Here is a 16,806-nt window from a genome sequence, read left to right as displayed (position 1 = left end):
GTGTCAAAACGATTCATATTAAAAATACTGATTTTTATTGTGCTGGTCACACAATTTTATTTTTTTGACCTCGTTCCAAAACTTAACTATGGAATTGGAGGAATTAATTCGGAGGCGTCTAAAAAATTACTCTTCGGATTTCTTATAGCTATAGTAGTGATTTCTATTCTTCCGGAAAAAACGAATATTATTGAAAAAAACCGTAAATATCTTTTTACTTTGCCTGTTTGGTTTCTTGTGGTTGCTGATATATACGTCACAATCATGACAGCAAGACTATACGACCAAACAATAGTTGAGAGTTTAGCTAATGGATATAATTTTCTTTTGATAATTGGATATTTTGGGTTGGCATATTTCTTGACTGATCAACAGAATTTTGAATTTTTTTACCGAGTTATTAGAGGATTTGGTTTTTTTTATCTAGTTTTGCAAATTTTGCAAGGGATTCTCTACAAGTTAACGGGTGCTATTTTTCTCCAATATCTCGGTGGAACGCTAGCTAATTTAAGTAATTTAGGTAGATTCACAGAAGGAACGGATATTGTCACATTTGCAAGTGTTTTAGTATCTATTTCACCATTTCTCTTTAAAAGAAAATGGGAGGTAATGGATATTTCGTTGATGATCCTTGGAATTGCATATCATGCAATATTCGCACAGGGGCGAATGTATTTGGTGATTTCTGTGGGAGCAATTGTTATTTCAACTATGTTTCAATTGGGTAATTCACGTTACTTTTCAATATTTAAGTATGCCTTTTATTTTGTAGGAGCGTTGTTACTTGTTGTTGTTGTTCAAAAAATGAACTTTTTCAGTAGTGGTGAGAGAGCCTTGAGTCTATCAATGCGTCAATTGTCATTTGAGTATTACTGGAACAAAATTTTTAGCAATGTCACATTTGGTATTGGCTTTCCCAACCCAATCACATATAAAAACTTGCTAAAAGGGACTCCAGGTATCGATACCGCCGGAGGGTACTACAATCCTGCGGACGTTGGAGTTGTGGGTACGGCTGGTATTCTTGGTGTCTCGGCTATGGTTTTCTTTATTTGGGTGTTGTTAATTATGATAAAAACCTATTCAAAAATGAAGGATGCACAAAAAAAAGCGTTGTTAATAGTAATGTTTTATATTGGACTGTCCTTAACCACGCTATCACCGTTAGATATGCAGCGAGTATTTTTGCTTGTTTTGACACTCGCAACTGCAGACTTTATCTACAACCAAAAGGAAGAGGTATCGGTATGAGCGATGTTCAACGAATTGCAGTGATTATGTCGACGTATAACCCCGGGAATGAAGCGGAAGCACAGGTGAAAACGATTTTGGAACAAGAGAATGTTTCAGTTGAATTGTTCATTCGAGACGATGGCTCTGCGATTGAATCTCGAGAGCTATTGAAAAAACTAGCAATTTCAGATCGAAGGATACACCTTACGCTGGCTGATAATGTTGGATTTAAGAGGAGCTTTATGCTTGCAATCAAGGCGGCGCCCGATTTTGATTTTTATGCATTTTCAGATCAAGATGATGTTTGGAGTCCCACTAAGTTATGGAAGCTGATTCAAAAAATTCAATTAGAAGAGTCTGATGTTCCTGTATTAGGTTTGGGAAATGGTGTTGTTACCAGAGATTCAAAATTTTTAAGCAAGTTATATCCAAATATTCAAATGTATCAAACGCCCATGGACGTGTCCTTTAGAGCGACATATGGTATGAGCTTTGTTATGAATAAGGCGTTATTTGATTACTTAGAAGATGAAGATGTTGCGGCGTTTGATAAGTTCGCTCATGATCAGTTAGCGGCATTGCTGGCGACGTTATTGGGAAAAATCGTAGTTGTTGATGAAAATATGATCGAATATATACAAAGTGATCGAAATGCATCAGGGTACAAGGAAACTCATAATACTTTGTTCAAAAAACTATCGTTGTACTTCGAAAGATTTAAAGATTGGTCAGATAGGTTGAGCCAAAACCTTGTTGAAGTGGCATATTTTCTGCAAACGAAGGAACTGACTGCGCAGGCAAATGATATTTTAGAAGTGGTGCTTTCTTCAAAACGCACTATTTTTGGGAAATTAAAACTAATTATGACACCCACTTGGCATAGTCATAGTTTGCCGCAAAATATAGTTACGTTTATTTTGATAATTAAAGGTAGAGTGTAGGTTGTAGCGCTAGTGATTTGCGGTTAACCTTGAAGGGAGATTCAGATTGAAAGTTCTAAAAAATTATCTGTTTAATAGTGCATTTCAAATTTTTCAAATTTTTTTACCGCTGATAACTGCGCCGTATGTATCACGAGTACTTGGACCGACTGGTGTTGGTGATTACGCGTTTTCGAATTCAGTAGTTGTATACTTTGGCATCCTCGGAGTTTTAGGCTTAACCCAATATGGGAATAGAATGATTGCTTTTTATATGGATGAATTCGAGAAGCGTTCACAATTGTTTTGGGATGTATTCATTGTTAGAGCAATATCAGTCAGTGTTGCGCTATTGATTTATTTAGGGGTCTTAATGCTACTCCCTAGAGGCCAGCGTATCTTATTTTTAATCCAAGCAGTGTATCTATTTTCTGTTGTATTCGATATAAGCTGGTTTTTTAACGGTATCGAAAATTTCAAAATCACTGTTACTCGTAGTTTTATAATTCGAATCTTAAGCGTAGTTTCTGTTTTTGTTTTTGTGAAATCAAATGACGACTTGTGGTTATATGCATTAATAATGGTTGGCGGAACGACGTTAGGGAATTTAACTCTATGGCCATTTTTAAAAGGGCTTATTCGTCCTCCTATGATTAAATTTGGCAGATTGCTGACAGTCTTAAAACAATCTATGGTCTACTTTTTACCAGGTATAGCGTCATCTGTCTATTTAGTATTGAACAAAGTAATGATAGGAGTATTGGATTCGAATGTAGCTGCGGGATATTTTCAGCAATCTGATCAAATCGTTAGACTAGCTCTGTCCTTAGTTACTGCTATGAATGCGGTCTTGTTGCCGAGAGTGGCGAATGAGTTTAAAAATAAAAACTTCGAGTTGATAGAAAAGTACATACACAAGTCAGTTTCGTTAACATTATTCATTAGTTTGCCTGTTATGTTTGCATTATTTGAGCTTGGTAAAGTATTTGCACCGGTGTATTTTGGACCGGGGTTCTCAGAAGTTGGAAACTTAATGGCAATTGAAGGAACCATGGTTGTGTTTATTGGGTTGAACAGTGTGGTCGGATGGCAATATATGATGCCGATTGGAATGGTAACTCAAATGTCTACCTCAGTTTCCGTGGGAGCTGTTGTTAATTTTGTCCTAAATGTTGTTTTGATTCCTTTTTTTGGAGCTAGAGGAGCTGCGCTATCTTCAGTCCTTTCTGAGTTGGTGATTCTGGTAATTATGGTAGCTTATACAAAAAATAAATTGAATTTTGCCAATGTTTTCAATGGTATGTGGAAGTATGTTTTGGCAGCCATTGTAATGTATTTAACGTTGCTAGTCTTACATGCTTTTATACCCTCAAATGTTGTATTTCTTTTTGTTGGCATTTTGCTGGGTTTTATAGTCTATATGATGATGTTAGTTTTGTTCAAAGCATCGATCGTATTTGATTTTTTGAAGATGATACATTTTTTTAAATTCTGATGTGATCAACGTGTAGTTCGGAGAAAGTATATATATGAAGATTTTAGTAGTTGTAGGATTTCACGATGATACGCCATCTGGTGGACGCAAAATATTATATGAATACTCCAATTTATTGGCTGCAGATGGCCATGACGTAGAGATGAAGTTTGTTGCGAACACACAATTTCCCGGGAGAAAGCGTAACCTCTTGGTCAATGTAAAAAATGTGATTAGATACATTCGAGATGTTAAAAAACAGTATGATGTTTCATGGTTTAAGTTAAATAAAAAAATAAAAATATCAACCATTTTCCGTAGTAGCCAAATCGATTATTCTGGATTTGATCGTGTTATTTTATTTAGCTTTGCTATTGCATTGGGTGTGGATCTTACGAACAATAATCCAGAGAAGTTTTTTTATTTTGTCCAAGCAGATGAAAAAGTTAACTATGACACTAGAGTTGTTCGAAAAGCTTGGCAATTACCAATTCGTAAAATAGCAGTTAGCAAGTGGTTAGCAAATCAAGTTTCAACATATGATTCCAACGTCAAGGTTGTTCAAAATTATGTTGATGTAAATGAATTTTATATTACAAGGCCAATTGCTTCTCGAAAAGCTATTGCACTCCTGAATCATGCAAGTCCCGCTAAAGGAACTGCGTTTGGAATCGATGTGTTACAAAAAGTGCTCGTAAAATTTCCAAATACGGAAATTATAATGTTTGGCAATCCGACCAAGCCTGATAATCTGCCATTTGATGTTACTTATTATCAATCTGCGAATCACAATGAGTTACGTGAAAAAGTATATAACAAGGCTGCTGTTTTTTTGTTCACAAGTAAACTTGAAGGATGGGGACTGGTGGCATCGGAAGCTATGGCGTCTGGTGCGACGTTAGTTACAACGAAAAATGGTGGAGTCGAAGACTTCGCGTTACAAAATCAAACGGCTTTGTTAGGTGAATTTGGAGAAGTAGATCAAATGGTTGAAAACATTACGACACTTCTTTCGAATGAACAGTATCGAGTACGGCTTGCACAAGCAGGTGCTTTAGAAATGGAAAATTTCACGATTGAAAAAAGTTTTTCAAAGTTCAAACGGGCGCTTAATATCGATGATAAAGCTACAGAATAAGGAGATGTCATGCTTAATTTAAGCGGGATTAGCATTAATAGAGCGTTTCAAGAGTTTCATACGATGAAACAGTTTTTAACTGCTGGGTTTGGTTTGCTTGTTAATGGAACGTCAAAAACGTCGTTAGAGTTAATAAGGATGCAAAAAATGTTGCAGGTAAAAAACAAATTGGCACGACGTTACAAAGACAAACTTGTTATCACTCACCAGGAAACCGTTGAACGACAACCTGGAGATACGGTTTGGGTTTATTGGAATTCGGAAAGAGTAGAAGATGCGCCTTTACCAATTCAAGCTGCAGTGCGAAGCATTAAGCGAGCCTTTCGAACAAAACGAGTTGTTGTTTTAAATGATTCGAATTTGGAAAAGTACATAACTATTCCTCAAGATATTTTAACAAAGAAAGAAAATGGCGTTATTAGTTTGGCTATGTTCTCTGACATTGTTAGACTGAACCTGCTGATAAAGCATGGTGGCATTTGGCTAGATTCAACCGTACTGGTCGAGGATGATATCGAGAACACTAAAATTTACAAAGCTATAGATGATAGTAAGTTATTCTTTTTTCAAAATTTACGACCGGGCAGAATGGGAAATAGTATATATTTATCAAGCTGGTTGATTTCAGCCTGGTCTAATGATCCTACGATGATTAAGACTTTAGACATTGTAAATGATTACATTTCAGGAGTTCACAGCAAGTGGCAAATTGCTGATTATTTCTTATTGCACATTGTTTGGCATTTGGTTTTTGAAAATAATCCCGGTTATCTTGAATCAGTAAAGAAAGTCCCTAATAGTTTGCCACTTTCTTTACTGTATGAGTTGACTAGTGATTATGAAGAAGAGAAAATAAACGCAATTTTTGAAATGATGCCGTTACAAAAGATTACGTACAAGGGGTTCGATGAGGCCAAAGAGTCGAGCACCTTTAAAAAGGTAGTAGCCAAATACTTAGTGAATAAGAAGGAGCAGTGAACTTAATGAAAATTATGATGTTAACTGTTTACTTTGGACGGTTACCGCAAACGTTTAAATTGCTGATTGAATCAATGAGGCACAATTCTTCTGTTGATTTTCTGATTATCACGGATAATGAATTGTTAGAGTATGATGTGCCAGCAAATGTCAAAGTTGATTTTACTACTTTCGAAAAGTTTAAAAGAAACAGAGTCAGCAAAGTATTTAAAAAATATAAGATGCTAAATCCATACAAAATATCCGATTATAAACCAATGTTTGGTGTGCTTTTTAGTGAAGAGCTGACAGGATACGATTATTGGGGATTCATGGACAGTGATATAGTATTGGGCGATATAAGAACGTTCGTTACGGATGAATTGCTGAAAGCAAATACAAAATTGTACTCGTTTGGCCATTTTCAAATTTATAAGAACAATGATACTGGCAACAATCTCTTTAAAGTTAAAACGAGAGATTTCGAAACATACCAATGGGAAGACGTAGCAAAGTTCAACCAAGCTATCGCTTTTGATGAGTGGTCTGGTAGTTTGGGAGGTGGCTTGAGTCGAAAGCTATATAATGCTGGATTCAGTTATTATGACAATGTTGATTATTTGGACGTTTATTCAGAAAAATATGATTTGTTCATGGTGGATAGACCGTGGAATTTGAAGCCGATTACCAATTTGCGGTATATACAGGGACGTTTGCTTGCTGAAATTGAAGGAACAAAAAGGGAGTTTTTGTATGTGCATTTTCAGAAGAGACAAATGAAAGTGCGAGTAAATCGATTTAATGAGTACAGTATTTATCAATCCCTAATTACTGATTCTGACGAAGAAATAATTTCGGATCAATTTGATAAGAAGGCATGGGAAGAAACTAGGCGTAAACGAGTCTGGAAGCATCGGGCTAAAATGATGGTTTCATATGAATACTGGTATAGGAAAATGAAATTTTCTAAGCCGGGGAAACAAGTGCGTAAGTTTGTTTCAAAGCTCAGAAGGAATGACTGATGTTTGATATGCAATCAAACGGTGCTAGTGATTGGCAAAGTCTAAAGGCGATAGCGTGTTAGTTTAGAAGACAATATTCTGCATATAAATGAAGGTTCAAAGTCAAATGGTACTGATGACCGGTAAAATTTAATATTTTGAACCTTACTTAGGCAGCTGATTTCACATTGTTGAGATCAGCTGCCTTTTGCTTATAGTTCAGTAAGCCGGTAAACACCACACGGGTATAAAATAAAACGCCAGCAGGTAAACTGAAATCAGAAATGATCAGTTCGCCTGCTGGCGCTTTTGATTTTAACGGCAAGTTTGTTGAACTTCATCAGCCCATGGCCCTTTACACCAATCTGTCCTTTTTATTTTGTCACAAAAAAAGGTACCGACAACCAATCACGTAAGTGAGTGGTCATCAGTACCAAAAATTATAGAGCCGATATACATGGGTTTGCGCCTGCTTTTATTCAAAATATTCAGCTGAGTTTTGTCCCAGCCTCATTTTTTCTGATTTCAGTTTACCTGATGGATTTTCGGATTTTACCCATGCGGTGTTTACTGGCTTACAACCAATTAAAATATTTTGCGATGAATTTATTGATGCTTACTTTCCCGCATCCCCAATCTCATCATGAACACGCGTAATCTCATCTTGAGACATCTCTTGATAAGAAACGCCATCAATCATCACGCCAGTACCAGTCATCTGGTCGCGGTTGATTGTTTCACCTGCATCACGGTACTTGGTAGCCAAGTTACGCATTGAAGTCAGTGAAATGTTTGAACGAACGTTATCTGAAACAGCATCAAGGAAGTCGTTGTTCAGCGCTGACTTTGGATCGGCCTTCAACTTGTTCATGACGGCTTCGATTACCAATTGTTGACGAATTTGACGACCGTAGTCACCACGTGGATCATCATAACGCATGCGAGAGAAGGCCAATGCTTCCGTACCGTTCATTGTGACATCTTTGTTTTCAGTAAATGAGTATTCTTCATATGAGAAGGTGAGGGGAGATTTAACAGTCACGCCACCAACGGCATCAACTAATTGCTCCATCCCCTTCATATTAACCAATAAATACCCATCGAGCTTAATATCAAGCAATTGCTCAACGGTTGTCATGGCTTGCTTGGCGTCCCCAAGTGCATAAGCAGCGTTCAACTTTTCAGTCATACCATCAATAGTAATCTTAGTATCACGTTGCAAAGAAACCATGGTCGTTGTCTTCGCATTAGGGTTAACCGTCATTACCATCATGGTATCGGTACGACCCTTTTCCGTGCGACCTAATGCACCGGTGTCAGTTCCCAACAAGAGGTAGGAAACTGGCTTACCAGCAGAAGTCTTTGTATCTGATGCCTTGCTCAATGAGCTATCCATTGAGTGAATCTTCGAAGCCGTGTTGTGTAGGGCAAATGCAGCGACGCCACCACCAATCACAATCAGGGTAACAGCGATACCCAAAATCCAAAGCAACACCTTTTTAATCATGGGAAAAACTCCTTAATATGTATTCAAAACATAAATAATTATATAACAATCCATGAATAATTAGGGTATAGTTACAGAAAGAGAAAAGGTTTAAGGAGACGGACATGATTGATATTCACACCCACTTATTACCCGGTATTGACGATGGGTCAGAGAGCCTTGACGTTTCGTTGCAGATGGCGTGACGCACGCGCTTATGACGCCACACCACATGAACGGAAGTTATGTAAATCATGCATCAGACGTGATTAAGTTAACGGCTGATTTTCAAACTGAATTGAACAATGCGAATATTCCATTGGCGGTTTTCCCGTCTCAAGAAGTTCGCATCAATGGTGGCTTGTTGTCAGCGTTGGATGACGGGGACATTCTCACAACGGATGAGCAGGGAACCTACATATTAATTGAATTTCCATCAGATGATGTACCAGCATTTACGATGGATATGTTGTTCCAAATACAACAACGCGGTTTGGTACCAATCATTGTGCACCCAGAACGCAACACGCGCCTAATGAAGGAACCACAATTGTTGTATGACATGGTGTCACGGGGGGCATATGCACAAGTGACCGCTAGTTCATATGTTGGTACATTTGGTAAAGCGGTGACGGCCTTTAGTGAAGATATTATCGCTAATGGGTTGGCACACTTGTTTGCATCAGATGCACACCATATTCCAGGTCGCAAATATAAAATGACAGCTGCATTCGATAAACTAAAAGCAGCATATGGCTCTGATTCAGCAAAGCAATTTGATGATAACGCCAAGGCGTTGGTCAACGGTGAGCGTTTATCTCGTCAGCACCAAACACCAATTAAGAAAAAGCGTTTCTTTTCAGCATATTAAAAAATGGGCAACGACTCTAGCGTATAAGTTTACATGTGAACTTGAAGGCTTAACAGAAGCTCAGGCAGATTTACTAGAAGGTAAAGCTATAGAGTTGTTTGATAGAAAAAAAGAAGTCCTGCTCATGAGAATTCCCGAAACAGGAAAGCAAGTTGAAATTGATTACCAAACAGCTAGTGTAACAAAGAGACTGAGTAATCCAGAATTATGTTACATCAGTTCGTTTGTAATTTTAAATTAAGATACTGATTTTGATGAAGACGGACATATAAGTATTGAATTTATCGAAGATGTTAGTGATATAGCTAACGGGAGACCATTCATGCTTATTGAACTGAGTTCATTAAAAAGAAGTGTAACGAATTTTCTTTCAGAGCAAGACAACTATGACGACAAGGCATATAGCGGACCTATAGAATATACAGATGAACCGTTTAGAGATGAAGATGCTGTGTCTTTAATATTCCGAAAGAGATTGAAATATAAAGGCCAAAGAGAATCCAGGATAGCAATACTTAAACCCGAAGGAACTAGTTACCCACCAACAGGAATAGATATAAAAAGAATGGATCAACCTGTACAGGTATTTGATTATGACTCATTGAAATCTATCAAAAAAATGATTAGCGAGTTATAAGCGGATAGTAGATTATTTGAACATGACTGTCTCTATGCGGTTATTATTTTCCAACAGGAGTAGCATTTGAATATACGTAAGAGAGCAAGTTGTGAGTGGTGGGGTAACGTATTGCTTGAGAAGCCACAGGGGCGTGTGTGAGACGTTTTATATTTCAACGAGTAATTAGCTGATGGATATTTAAAAATCGTTTATCCCCCCGCCCTGTTGCTTAGGAAGTAGCCGGATATCAAATAGTGCCGTCTCTTCAACGCGCTGCAGTTATTATTATTTTTTGAATTGCTGGTACGGGCACTCTTTAACTATTAACATCATGCTGATGCCTCATATGTCAGTCCAAAATATAGTTACCCCCCCTATGTAAAATTTTTCAAAATCCAACTTTTCTACAAGAACACAGTAATGTGTGTGCTTTTCTTTTTGTGAAGTAGGGGCGGGGGGTTCTTTTTTAAAGACTTGATAAAACATAGATTTATCGGTGATTTGCCAATCGGGTCGTTGTTATAACTTGATTTAATGTTGTGTAGTGAGTAGTATTCACTTGAGAAAGTCAACTAATTGTGAGAAAAACACAGGCTTAACGTTATTAAGCGAGTATAAACCCGATGTGGTGAGTTAAAAAACAAATAAAAAAGCCGTTTCAATATTTAGAAACTGGCTTGGATAGAGTTGGTTGCTCGTATTAAATTTTACTCCCCCTTTTACTCCCCCAGTTTGATGCCAATTGGTACAAATCAGTGCCAAGAAAAAGGGGGAGTAAGTGGGGGAATTGGTGCTAAAAACCCCGCCATACAGGCGTTAAGCCTTGATATGACAGGGTTTCGAGTTTTCTATGACTGCTCTGGCTGGGATCGAACCAGCGACCTCCTCATTAACAGTGAGTTATTCTACCGCTGAACTACAGAGCATTTATTCCTTTTGCTAAGGTATGTTTATAATATACCGGATGGTTTATGAGAAGTCAACAAGTTAAATGAGAATAATTTAATATTCGTTTATGAACAATTTTGACACCTAAACAAAACGTTAAGCAAGGACAGTCATGTAGGCGGTTACATGGTTTCCCTGTTAGAATAGACATAAGAAACTACAACTAGGAGGCAGCAAAGATGGCTGACTTTGAATTACAAGGCATGCCCGTTTGGGTATACAGCAAGGATGCTGATTCAAAAGCATCTATTGCGCCATCTCGCTTGATTGAGGGGACAGTTGGGGAGCATTTCTCACTTGATCCAGCGGATGTTGCAGGATATCGCTTTGTTTCATCAGAAGGAACTCTAACGGGAACGTTTGATGAGAAGACGATGCACACGGTAACGTTCTATTACCGCCGTGATGCTATTGCAGAAACTGAAAAAATCCATGATAAGTACTTGCACATGCTAGATAGCGTGCAACCGGTTGATGAAATTGAATCAACGACGCCGCTGGGCCAAAAGCTTTGGGCGGATTCATACATGAAGGTCGTGGAACGTGTTGCGACACGCGACGGTAAGTTCTGGTATCAACTAGCCGATTCACGTTGGGTGGCTTATGACATGCAAACGATGAAGCTAACCGATACCGACGGTCGCGTGACGAAGCCGGTTTCTGAATGGAACCGACCAACGACGTGGGCACCTAAGCCATTTGTGGCCCGTGCGACGATTGATTACCTGCCAGGTGGGGATGTGGCAGTGTATGCACAACCATACGGACGTGAAATCGGTCGTGTGATTCACGGCGCTGTTGTGGATATCACAGAGCGCGTGGACGATCCATCTGGTGTCGTTTGGTACCACGTGGCACAACACGGTTGGTTGTCAGGTATTTACCTACACTTCAACAATTAAATAGATAGTTTCATGTACATTTCGGGGGAGATTTATTATGACTGAACCATTGATTTTGCAACCAGCATTGCACGAAAAGATGTGGGGTGGCACTGCGCTACGTGACGTTTTTGGCTTTGATATTCCATCAGAGACCACGGGTGAAGCTTGGTTAATTTCGGGACACAAGAATGGGAATGTGTTCTGTGAAAATGGTCGATTCGCTGGGAAGACGGTGGCTGAATTGTGGCGTGAGGAACCACAACTGTTTGGCAACACGAATCCTGACAAGCCGTTTCCACTGCTAGTAAAGCTGTTGGATGCGCACCAGGATTTGTCAGTGCAGGTTCACCCAGATGATAGCTACGCTGGGGAACATGCTGGCGAATTGGGGAAAACAGAATCTTGGTACATTGTGGCTGCGGAGCCGGGTGCTGAGATTTATTACGGACACAACGCGCAGACAAAGGCGGAATTTGATGCTGCCGTTGATACGGGTGACTGGGACAACTTATTGCGCAAGGTACCAGTAAAGGCGGGCGACTTCTTTTACGTGCCAGCTGGAACACTCCACGCTTTGGGGGCTGGTGTGCTAGCACTTGAAACGCAACAATCATCAGACGTAACGTATCGTGTTTACGATTTTGACCGTGTTGATGCCAAGACGGGCGAATTGCGTGAGCTGCATTTGGAAGATGCGAAGAATGTGACGACGGTACCGTTTGTACCTGAGCAGCCAGAACGCAAGTCAGCCCAATATGCTGGCTTGAATGTGACGACGTTGGTCGAAGCGCCATACTTCAATGTTTACAAGTGGACGTTGGACGGACGCGCAACGTTGGATGCACGTGATCCATATCTATTGGGAACTGTTATTGACGGTGAACTCGACATGACTGTTTTCGGGGTGACCTATCACCTTGAAAAGGGTAAGAGTTTCATCTTGCCAAACGACATTGAGGCTTGGACATTGCAAGGTGACGCGACCCTTATTGTGTCTACACCAGGACCGCTATCTAAATAAATTTTCGAGACCGGAATAATCCGGTCTTTTTTGTTATTTGCGTCACCTATTGAAACCAAGTCCAAAATTGCGTACTATTAAGTTTCGTTTGTTTACCTATTACCCTAACTTTTTATGCGGGACAATGGTAAACTGTAAGTTAGTTAATTTGACAGATAAACATCGTTTAACGATGCAGTAGGAGGACGACATGAGCTTTAAGAGTGCATTGGCAACTTTTGTTGGTAAAAGTTCATACGTGGTATTGCACGACATTTTGCGTCGTGGCGGTACATCATTGCCAGGAAAGTTGGCAACGAAGATTGATCCTGAAGTGATGACGACGTTGGCAGAACACTACGACGTTATTTTGATCACAGGAACTAACGGAAAGACGTTGACGACAACTTTGACGACCCGCGTTTTGCGTGAAAAGTACCCTGACGTTATCACGAACCCATCAGGTTCAAACATGATGCAAGGAATCACGGGAACGATGTTGACGGCCAAGGTGACCGATAAGTCACAACGCCCAATCGCACTTTTGGAAGTTGATGAAGCTAACGTGGAAGCCGTTGCGCGTCAATTGAAGCCTAAGGCGTTTGTTTTGACAAACATCTTCCGTGACCAATTGGACCGATTCGGTGAAATTTACACGACCTACGACAAGATTTTGAAGGGAATTCGTTTGTTCCCTGAGGCAACGGTTATCGCCAACGCAGATTCACCAATCTTTATGCGTGGTAACTTGCCAAATCCAAAGGTTTACTTTGGTTTCAACCACTTGCCAGCTGATGGTGACATGAAGGCACCACACAATACTGACGGTATTTTGTCACCAACTGACGATACGGTGCTACACTATCACTTTATGACGTTCGGGAACCAAGGTGACTACTTCTCAGTTACCGACGATTTCAAGCGTCCAGAGTTGGATTATGCCGTAACAAAGGTTAATGAGATGACGCCACGTTTCTCAAACTTTGATATCGATGGTGAGACGTACCAAATCGAAATTGGTGGGATGTACAACATCTACAACGCCTTGGCTGCTTACGCCGTTGGTCGTTACCTAGGTGTTTCTACGGAACAAATTCACCACGCCTTCGAATCAAATGCCCAAATCTTTGGTCGCCAAGAAGCGGTTAAGGTGAACGGCAAGGAAGTGACGATTGTCTTGATTAAGAACCCAGTGGGTGCGAACCAAGTTATCGACATGATGAAGACGGATGATCAATCATTCTCATTGATTGCTTTGTTGAACGCCAACTATGCTGACGGTATCGACACAAGCTGGATTTGGGACACTGATTTCGAGTCTTTGCAAGATTCTGGTATGCAAAAGATTGTCACTGGTGGTGAACGTTATAAGGACTTGTATGTCCGTTTGAAGATGGCTGGTTACGGTGATCTTCCGGTCTACCAAGACCTCAAGCAAATTGTTAAAGCAATCGACAGCATGCCTACTGAGCGTGTTTACATTGCGGCAACCTACACTGCGATGTTGCAATTGCGTGCTCAATTGGCACAAGAAGGCTTCATCAAGACTGGTATGGGAGAATAAGGAACATGGCAGCAGAATACGTTTTGCACACCGCACACTTGTACGGTGATTTGATGAACACTTACGGTGACTATGGAAACATCGTGGCGATGCGTTATTACGCTTCACAAATCGGTGTCGACGTAGATGTTCAATTGATTTCATTGGGCGATGAGTTTGATGATAAGAAGTACGACTTCGTTTTGTTCGGTGGTGGTCAAGACTACGAAGAGCAAATCGTTGCGGAAGACTTGAAGTTTAAGGCAGATGCCATCAAGCGTTACATCGAATCTGATGGACCTTTGTTGGGCGTTTGCGGTGGCTTCCAATTGTTGGGTCACTACTTCTTGATGGCTGATGGTACGCGTGTTGAGGGTATCTCAGTTATGGATCACTACACGTTGAACCAACAACACAGCCGTTTCATCGGTAACGTGTTGATCAAGGACGAAGTTAACGGTAACGAATACCGCGGTTTCGAAAACCACCAAGGACGTACGTTCCTAGGTGAAGGAGAGCGTCCTTTGGGTATGGTTCTTCAAGGTAAGGGAAACAACGGTGAAGACGGCGGTGAAGGTTTGGTTTACCGCAATGTTTACGGTACGTACTTCCACGGACCTATCTTCACGCGTAACGGAAACTTGGCTTTGCACGTTTTGCAAAAGGCATTGGAGCGCAAGTACCCTGAAGTGAACTGGGCAGAAAAGATGGCCAACATCGAGCCAGAATCATTCTAAACAAGAAATTGAAGCACTCACTGTCATGGTGGGTGCTTTTTATTCGGCATTAAGCAGACTTATTAAAAGACAATCCTGCAAACTTTTTGTAAACTGTTTGTATTAATCAAAAACAAAAAGTTGAAGGTGGGACTGTACGATGGAGTTCAAGAAATCAGCAATCGTTTTGGGAGCGATTGCAGCAGTTGCTGGCTTGGGGCTAATGACCTCACATGCTCATGCAGCTGGTATTGAGTTTGGGATTACGAATGCGCGTGCCGATAAGGACGTCGACACATATGTTCACAAGACGTTTGCTAATCAAGTGAAGGCATACCACAAAGTTGCGCCATCACTTTGGCCAAAGAACAAGAATGTTAATCAATACGCCATCGTTAATGGTGTGGACGATAAGAAGTTCTGGATGGTCACGCCGACTGGTAAGGTGTCAGACATGACTAAGAAGGAAGCACTTAGCTATGACATTGACCCACAACCAATATCAGGTTGGTTCATGGCATTTAATGCACACGGCAAGTCAGGTGCGTTCATGGCTGTAACGAATGAGGAGTTGCACGACACGAAGCGTTTGGTACGTTACCCACACTTGGGAACGTACGATTTGTTCATCACATACGCGCACGAAATGTTCCACGCAACGGAACAAGAGGGCTGGCCTTCACCAAAGAAGCACTACAATGCTGAGCAAAATGAATTCATGAAGCATACTGATGCGCGTCGTATTCGTTTGCAATTGCAAGAACAATTGATGGCGGCTTATACGAATAAGTCTGAAAAGTCATTGGCGCAAGCATTGGCAACGTACCGTTACTACAAGCAAAACTACGAGAAGGACTACAAGGCAACCTTTGAGGACGATCGTATGGAAGGAACGGCGTACTACTACGAGATTCGTTGATCACTATTTGCGGGTTATCCAGATAAGGTGAAGACGATGAAGCAAAACGATGCCGCTGTGCGCACGCTGTTTAAGCAAAACCGCTTGGCTTACCTAGACAGTGGTGCATATGCTGAGACATACAATGTCGGAGCATTGGCGTCATTTGTGCTCGACTGGCAAGCCGACAAGCAAGGTGTGTCACGTGATACGTGGAAGAAGGCCATGGATTCTGCTAAGACGAACCCAATGGACTACCTTGATAAGCACGCCAAGATTTTCTATATCCCACCATACAAGGCCACGATGACGAACGCTGAGTATAAGACGATGTACAAGAAGATTTTGAACTATAAGAATCTAGCTGACTAAAATTTCAAGAAGGGAACTGTTGCGAGTTCTCTTCTTTTTTTATAGGCGAAATTTCGTTATACTGTTAAATGAGTGTCAAACTAACTAATTTTCAATTTGGCAGAAGGAAGGTGGCAACACATGGCGCAACTGTTTTTTAGATATGGTGCAATGGCGAGTGGAAAAAGTATTGAGATTTTGAAGGTCGCTCACAACTATGAAACGCAACAACGTCACGTGTTGCTACTAACAAGTGCCTTAGACAACCGTTCAGGGGTTGGTGAAATTGCGTCACGTATCGGGATGCAACGTTCAGCGTTAGCGATTAGCGATGCGGATGACTTGTTCAAGTTGATTCAAGATCAACAAGACGATGTCGCAGCAGTCTTGATTGACGAGGCGCAATTTATGACCAAGGAGCAAGTGCTTGAGTTGACGCAAGTTGTTGATGACTTGAACATTCCGGTGCTGGCGTTCGGGTTGAAGAACGATGCCTTCAATAACTTGTTCCCAGGTTCAGAAGCGCTATTGATTTATGCCGACAAGATCGAGGAAATGAAGACGCTTTGTTCATTCTGCGGTCGCAAGGCAACGATGAATTTGCGTATTTCTGATGGGCAACCAGTTTATGAAGGTGCTCAAGTCCAAATTGGTGGGGATGAAGCCTACATGCCTGTATGCCGTTACCACTACAACCACCCTGATATGGCTGCTATTGCACGTCGTATGGCAAAGAACTAATACATATTTAAGAAAAGGAATTTGAA

At 40.6% G+C, this 16,806-nt stretch carries 15 protein-coding genes, 1 tRNA gene and 1 pseudogene; 15 read left to right on the top strand and 2 right to left on the bottom strand.

Annotated elements, in window-relative coordinates:
- The 6 genes from ACAW68_09970 to ACAW68_09945 are packed head-to-tail and all read left to right on the top strand — an operon-like array spanning nt 1 to nt 6,744.
- Nucleotides 1-1,251 (top strand): hypothetical protein, encoded by a 1,251-nt coding sequence (locus tag ACAW68_09970; protein ID XGA15769.1) that lies wholly within the window; start codon nt 1-3, stop codon nt 1,249-1,251.
- The gene (locus ACAW68_09965; GenBank protein ID XGA15768.1) at nt 1,248-2,174 is read left to right on the top strand and encodes a glycosyltransferase; all 927 of its coding nucleotides are present in this window, start codon (nt 1,248-1,250) and stop codon (nt 2,172-2,174) included. The genes ACAW68_09970 and ACAW68_09965 overlap by 4 nt, the downstream gene beginning before the upstream one ends.
- A gap of 46 nt (nt 2,175-2,220) precedes the next feature.
- Nucleotides 2,221-3,648, top strand: coding sequence for an oligosaccharide flippase family protein (locus ACAW68_09960; GenBank protein XGA15767.1), 1,428 nt, complete (start codon nt 2,221-2,223; stop codon nt 3,646-3,648).
- A gap of 34 nt (nt 3,649-3,682) precedes the next feature.
- The gene (locus ACAW68_09955; protein ID XGA15766.1) at nt 3,683-4,765 is read left to right on the top strand and encodes a glycosyltransferase family 4 protein; all 1,083 of its coding nucleotides are present in this window, start codon (nt 3,683-3,685) and stop codon (nt 4,763-4,765) included.
- Between the two features lie 9 nt (nt 4,766-4,774).
- Entirely contained in the window at nt 4,775-5,743 is a 969-nt protein-coding gene (locus ACAW68_09950) for a capsular polysaccharide synthesis protein (protein ID XGA15765.1), read from the top strand.
- A gap of 5 nt (nt 5,744-5,748) precedes the next feature.
- Nucleotides 5,749-6,744, top strand: a complete 996-nt coding sequence (locus ACAW68_09945) for a DUF6625 family protein (protein XGA15764.1) — start codon at nt 5,749-5,751, stop codon at nt 6,742-6,744.
- 595 nt (nt 6,745-7,339) lie between these two features.
- Here ACAW68_09945 and ACAW68_09940 read toward each other — a convergent pair.
- The gene (locus ACAW68_09940; GenBank protein XGA17028.1) at nt 7,340-8,227 is read right to left on the bottom strand and encodes an LCP family protein; all 888 of its coding nucleotides are present in this window, start codon (nt 8,225-8,227) and stop codon (nt 7,340-7,342) included.
- Between the two features lie 107 nt (nt 8,228-8,334).
- Here ACAW68_09940 and ACAW68_09935 point away from each other — a divergent pair.
- Together ACAW68_09935 and ACAW68_09930 are read left to right on the top strand one after the other, a co-directional pair.
- A pseudogene (locus ACAW68_09935) lies at nt 8,335-9,080 on the top strand (tyrosine-protein phosphatase).
- A gap of 322 nt (nt 9,081-9,402) precedes the next feature.
- Nucleotides 9,403-9,717 carry a hypothetical protein gene (locus ACAW68_09930; protein XGA15763.1) on the top strand — a complete coding sequence of 105 codons (315 nt, stop codon included), beginning with the start codon at nt 9,403-9,405 and terminating at the stop codon, nt 9,715-9,717.
- An 836-nt stretch (nt 9,718-10,553) separates the two neighbouring features.
- Here ACAW68_09930 and ACAW68_09925 read toward each other — a convergent pair.
- A tRNA-Asn gene (locus tag ACAW68_09925) sits at nt 10,554-10,625 on the bottom strand.
- Between the two features lie 201 nt (nt 10,626-10,826).
- Here ACAW68_09925 and ACAW68_09920 point away from each other — a divergent pair.
- The 7 genes from ACAW68_09920 to ACAW68_09890 all read left to right on the top strand — a co-directional run bounded on the left by ACAW68_09920 (nt 10,827) and on the right by ACAW68_09890 (nt 16,780).
- Nucleotides 10,827-11,549, top strand: coding sequence for a MucBP domain-containing protein (locus ACAW68_09920; GenBank protein ID XGA15762.1), 723 nt, complete (start codon nt 10,827-10,829; stop codon nt 11,547-11,549).
- Between the two features lie 37 nt (nt 11,550-11,586).
- A complete protein-coding gene (gene manA / locus ACAW68_09915) occupies nt 11,587-12,552 on the top strand; it encodes a mannose-6-phosphate isomerase, class I (GenBank protein ID XGA15761.1) in 966 nt (321 codons plus the stop codon).
- Nucleotides 12,553-12,742: 190 nt separating this feature from the next.
- Nucleotides 12,743-14,095, top strand: a complete 1,353-nt coding sequence (locus tag ACAW68_09910) for a MurT ligase domain-containing protein (protein ID XGA15760.1) — start codon at nt 12,743-12,745, stop codon at nt 14,093-14,095.
- Between the two features lie 5 nt (nt 14,096-14,100).
- Nucleotides 14,101-14,811 carry a type 1 glutamine amidotransferase gene (locus tag ACAW68_09905; GenBank protein ID XGA15759.1) on the top strand — a complete coding sequence of 237 codons (711 nt, stop codon included), beginning with the start codon at nt 14,101-14,103 and terminating at the stop codon, nt 14,809-14,811.
- Between the two features lie 139 nt (nt 14,812-14,950).
- The gene (locus tag ACAW68_09900) at nt 14,951-15,709 is read left to right on the top strand and encodes a hypothetical protein (protein ID XGA15758.1); all 759 of its coding nucleotides are present in this window, start codon (nt 14,951-14,953) and stop codon (nt 15,707-15,709) included.
- Nucleotides 15,710-15,745: 36 nt separating this feature from the next.
- Nucleotides 15,746-16,060, top strand: a complete 315-nt coding sequence (locus ACAW68_09895) for a hypothetical protein (protein ID XGA15757.1) — start codon at nt 15,746-15,748, stop codon at nt 16,058-16,060.
- Between the two features lie 120 nt (nt 16,061-16,180).
- Entirely contained in the window at nt 16,181-16,780 is a 600-nt protein-coding gene (locus tag ACAW68_09890) for a thymidine kinase (GenBank protein ID XGA15756.1), read from the top strand.
- Nucleotides 16,781-16,806 lie beyond the last annotated feature (26 nt).

The organism is Weissella confusa (assembly GCA_041871065.1).
Classification (GTDB): domain Bacteria; phylum Bacillota; class Bacilli; order Lactobacillales; family Lactobacillaceae; genus Weissella; species Weissella confusa_A.
The sequence above is the reverse complement of the archived record's forward strand: the minus strand, read 5'-3'. Positions and strand labels throughout refer to the sequence as shown.

Excerpts from the sequence above, each read along its gene's own strand:
- ACAW68_09965 (XGA15768.1), top strand. The coding sequence starts at position 1,248 with ATGAGCGATGTTCAACGAATTGCAGTGATTATGTCGACGTATAACCCC.
- ACAW68_09955 (XGA15766.1), top strand. The coding sequence starts at position 3,683 with ATGAAGATTTTAGTAGTTGTAGGATTTCACGATGATACGCCATCTGGT.
- ACAW68_09950 (XGA15765.1), top strand. The coding sequence starts at position 4,775 with ATGCTTAATTTAAGCGGGATTAGCATTAATAGAGCGTTTCAAGAGTTT.
- ACAW68_09945 (XGA15764.1), top strand. The coding sequence starts at position 5,749 with ATGAAAATTATGATGTTAACTGTTTACTTTGGACGGTTACCGCAAACG.
- ACAW68_09930 (XGA15763.1), top strand. The coding sequence starts at position 9,403 with ATGCTTATTGAACTGAGTTCATTAAAAAGAAGTGTAACGAATTTTCTT.
- ACAW68_09920 (XGA15762.1), top strand. The coding sequence starts at position 10,827 with ATGGCTGACTTTGAATTACAAGGCATGCCCGTTTGGGTATACAGCAAG.
- manA (XGA15761.1), top strand. The coding sequence starts at position 11,587 with ATGACTGAACCATTGATTTTGCAACCAGCATTGCACGAAAAGATGTGG.
- ACAW68_09910 (XGA15760.1), top strand. The coding sequence starts at position 12,743 with ATGAGCTTTAAGAGTGCATTGGCAACTTTTGTTGGTAAAAGTTCATAC.
- ACAW68_09905 (XGA15759.1), top strand. The coding sequence starts at position 14,101 with ATGGCAGCAGAATACGTTTTGCACACCGCACACTTGTACGGTGATTTG.
- ACAW68_09900 (XGA15758.1), top strand. The coding sequence starts at position 14,951 with ATGGAGTTCAAGAAATCAGCAATCGTTTTGGGAGCGATTGCAGCAGTT.
- ACAW68_09895 (XGA15757.1), top strand. The coding sequence starts at position 15,746 with ATGAAGCAAAACGATGCCGCTGTGCGCACGCTGTTTAAGCAAAACCGC.
- ACAW68_09890 (XGA15756.1), top strand. The coding sequence starts at position 16,181 with ATGGCGCAACTGTTTTTTAGATATGGTGCAATGGCGAGTGGAAAAAGT.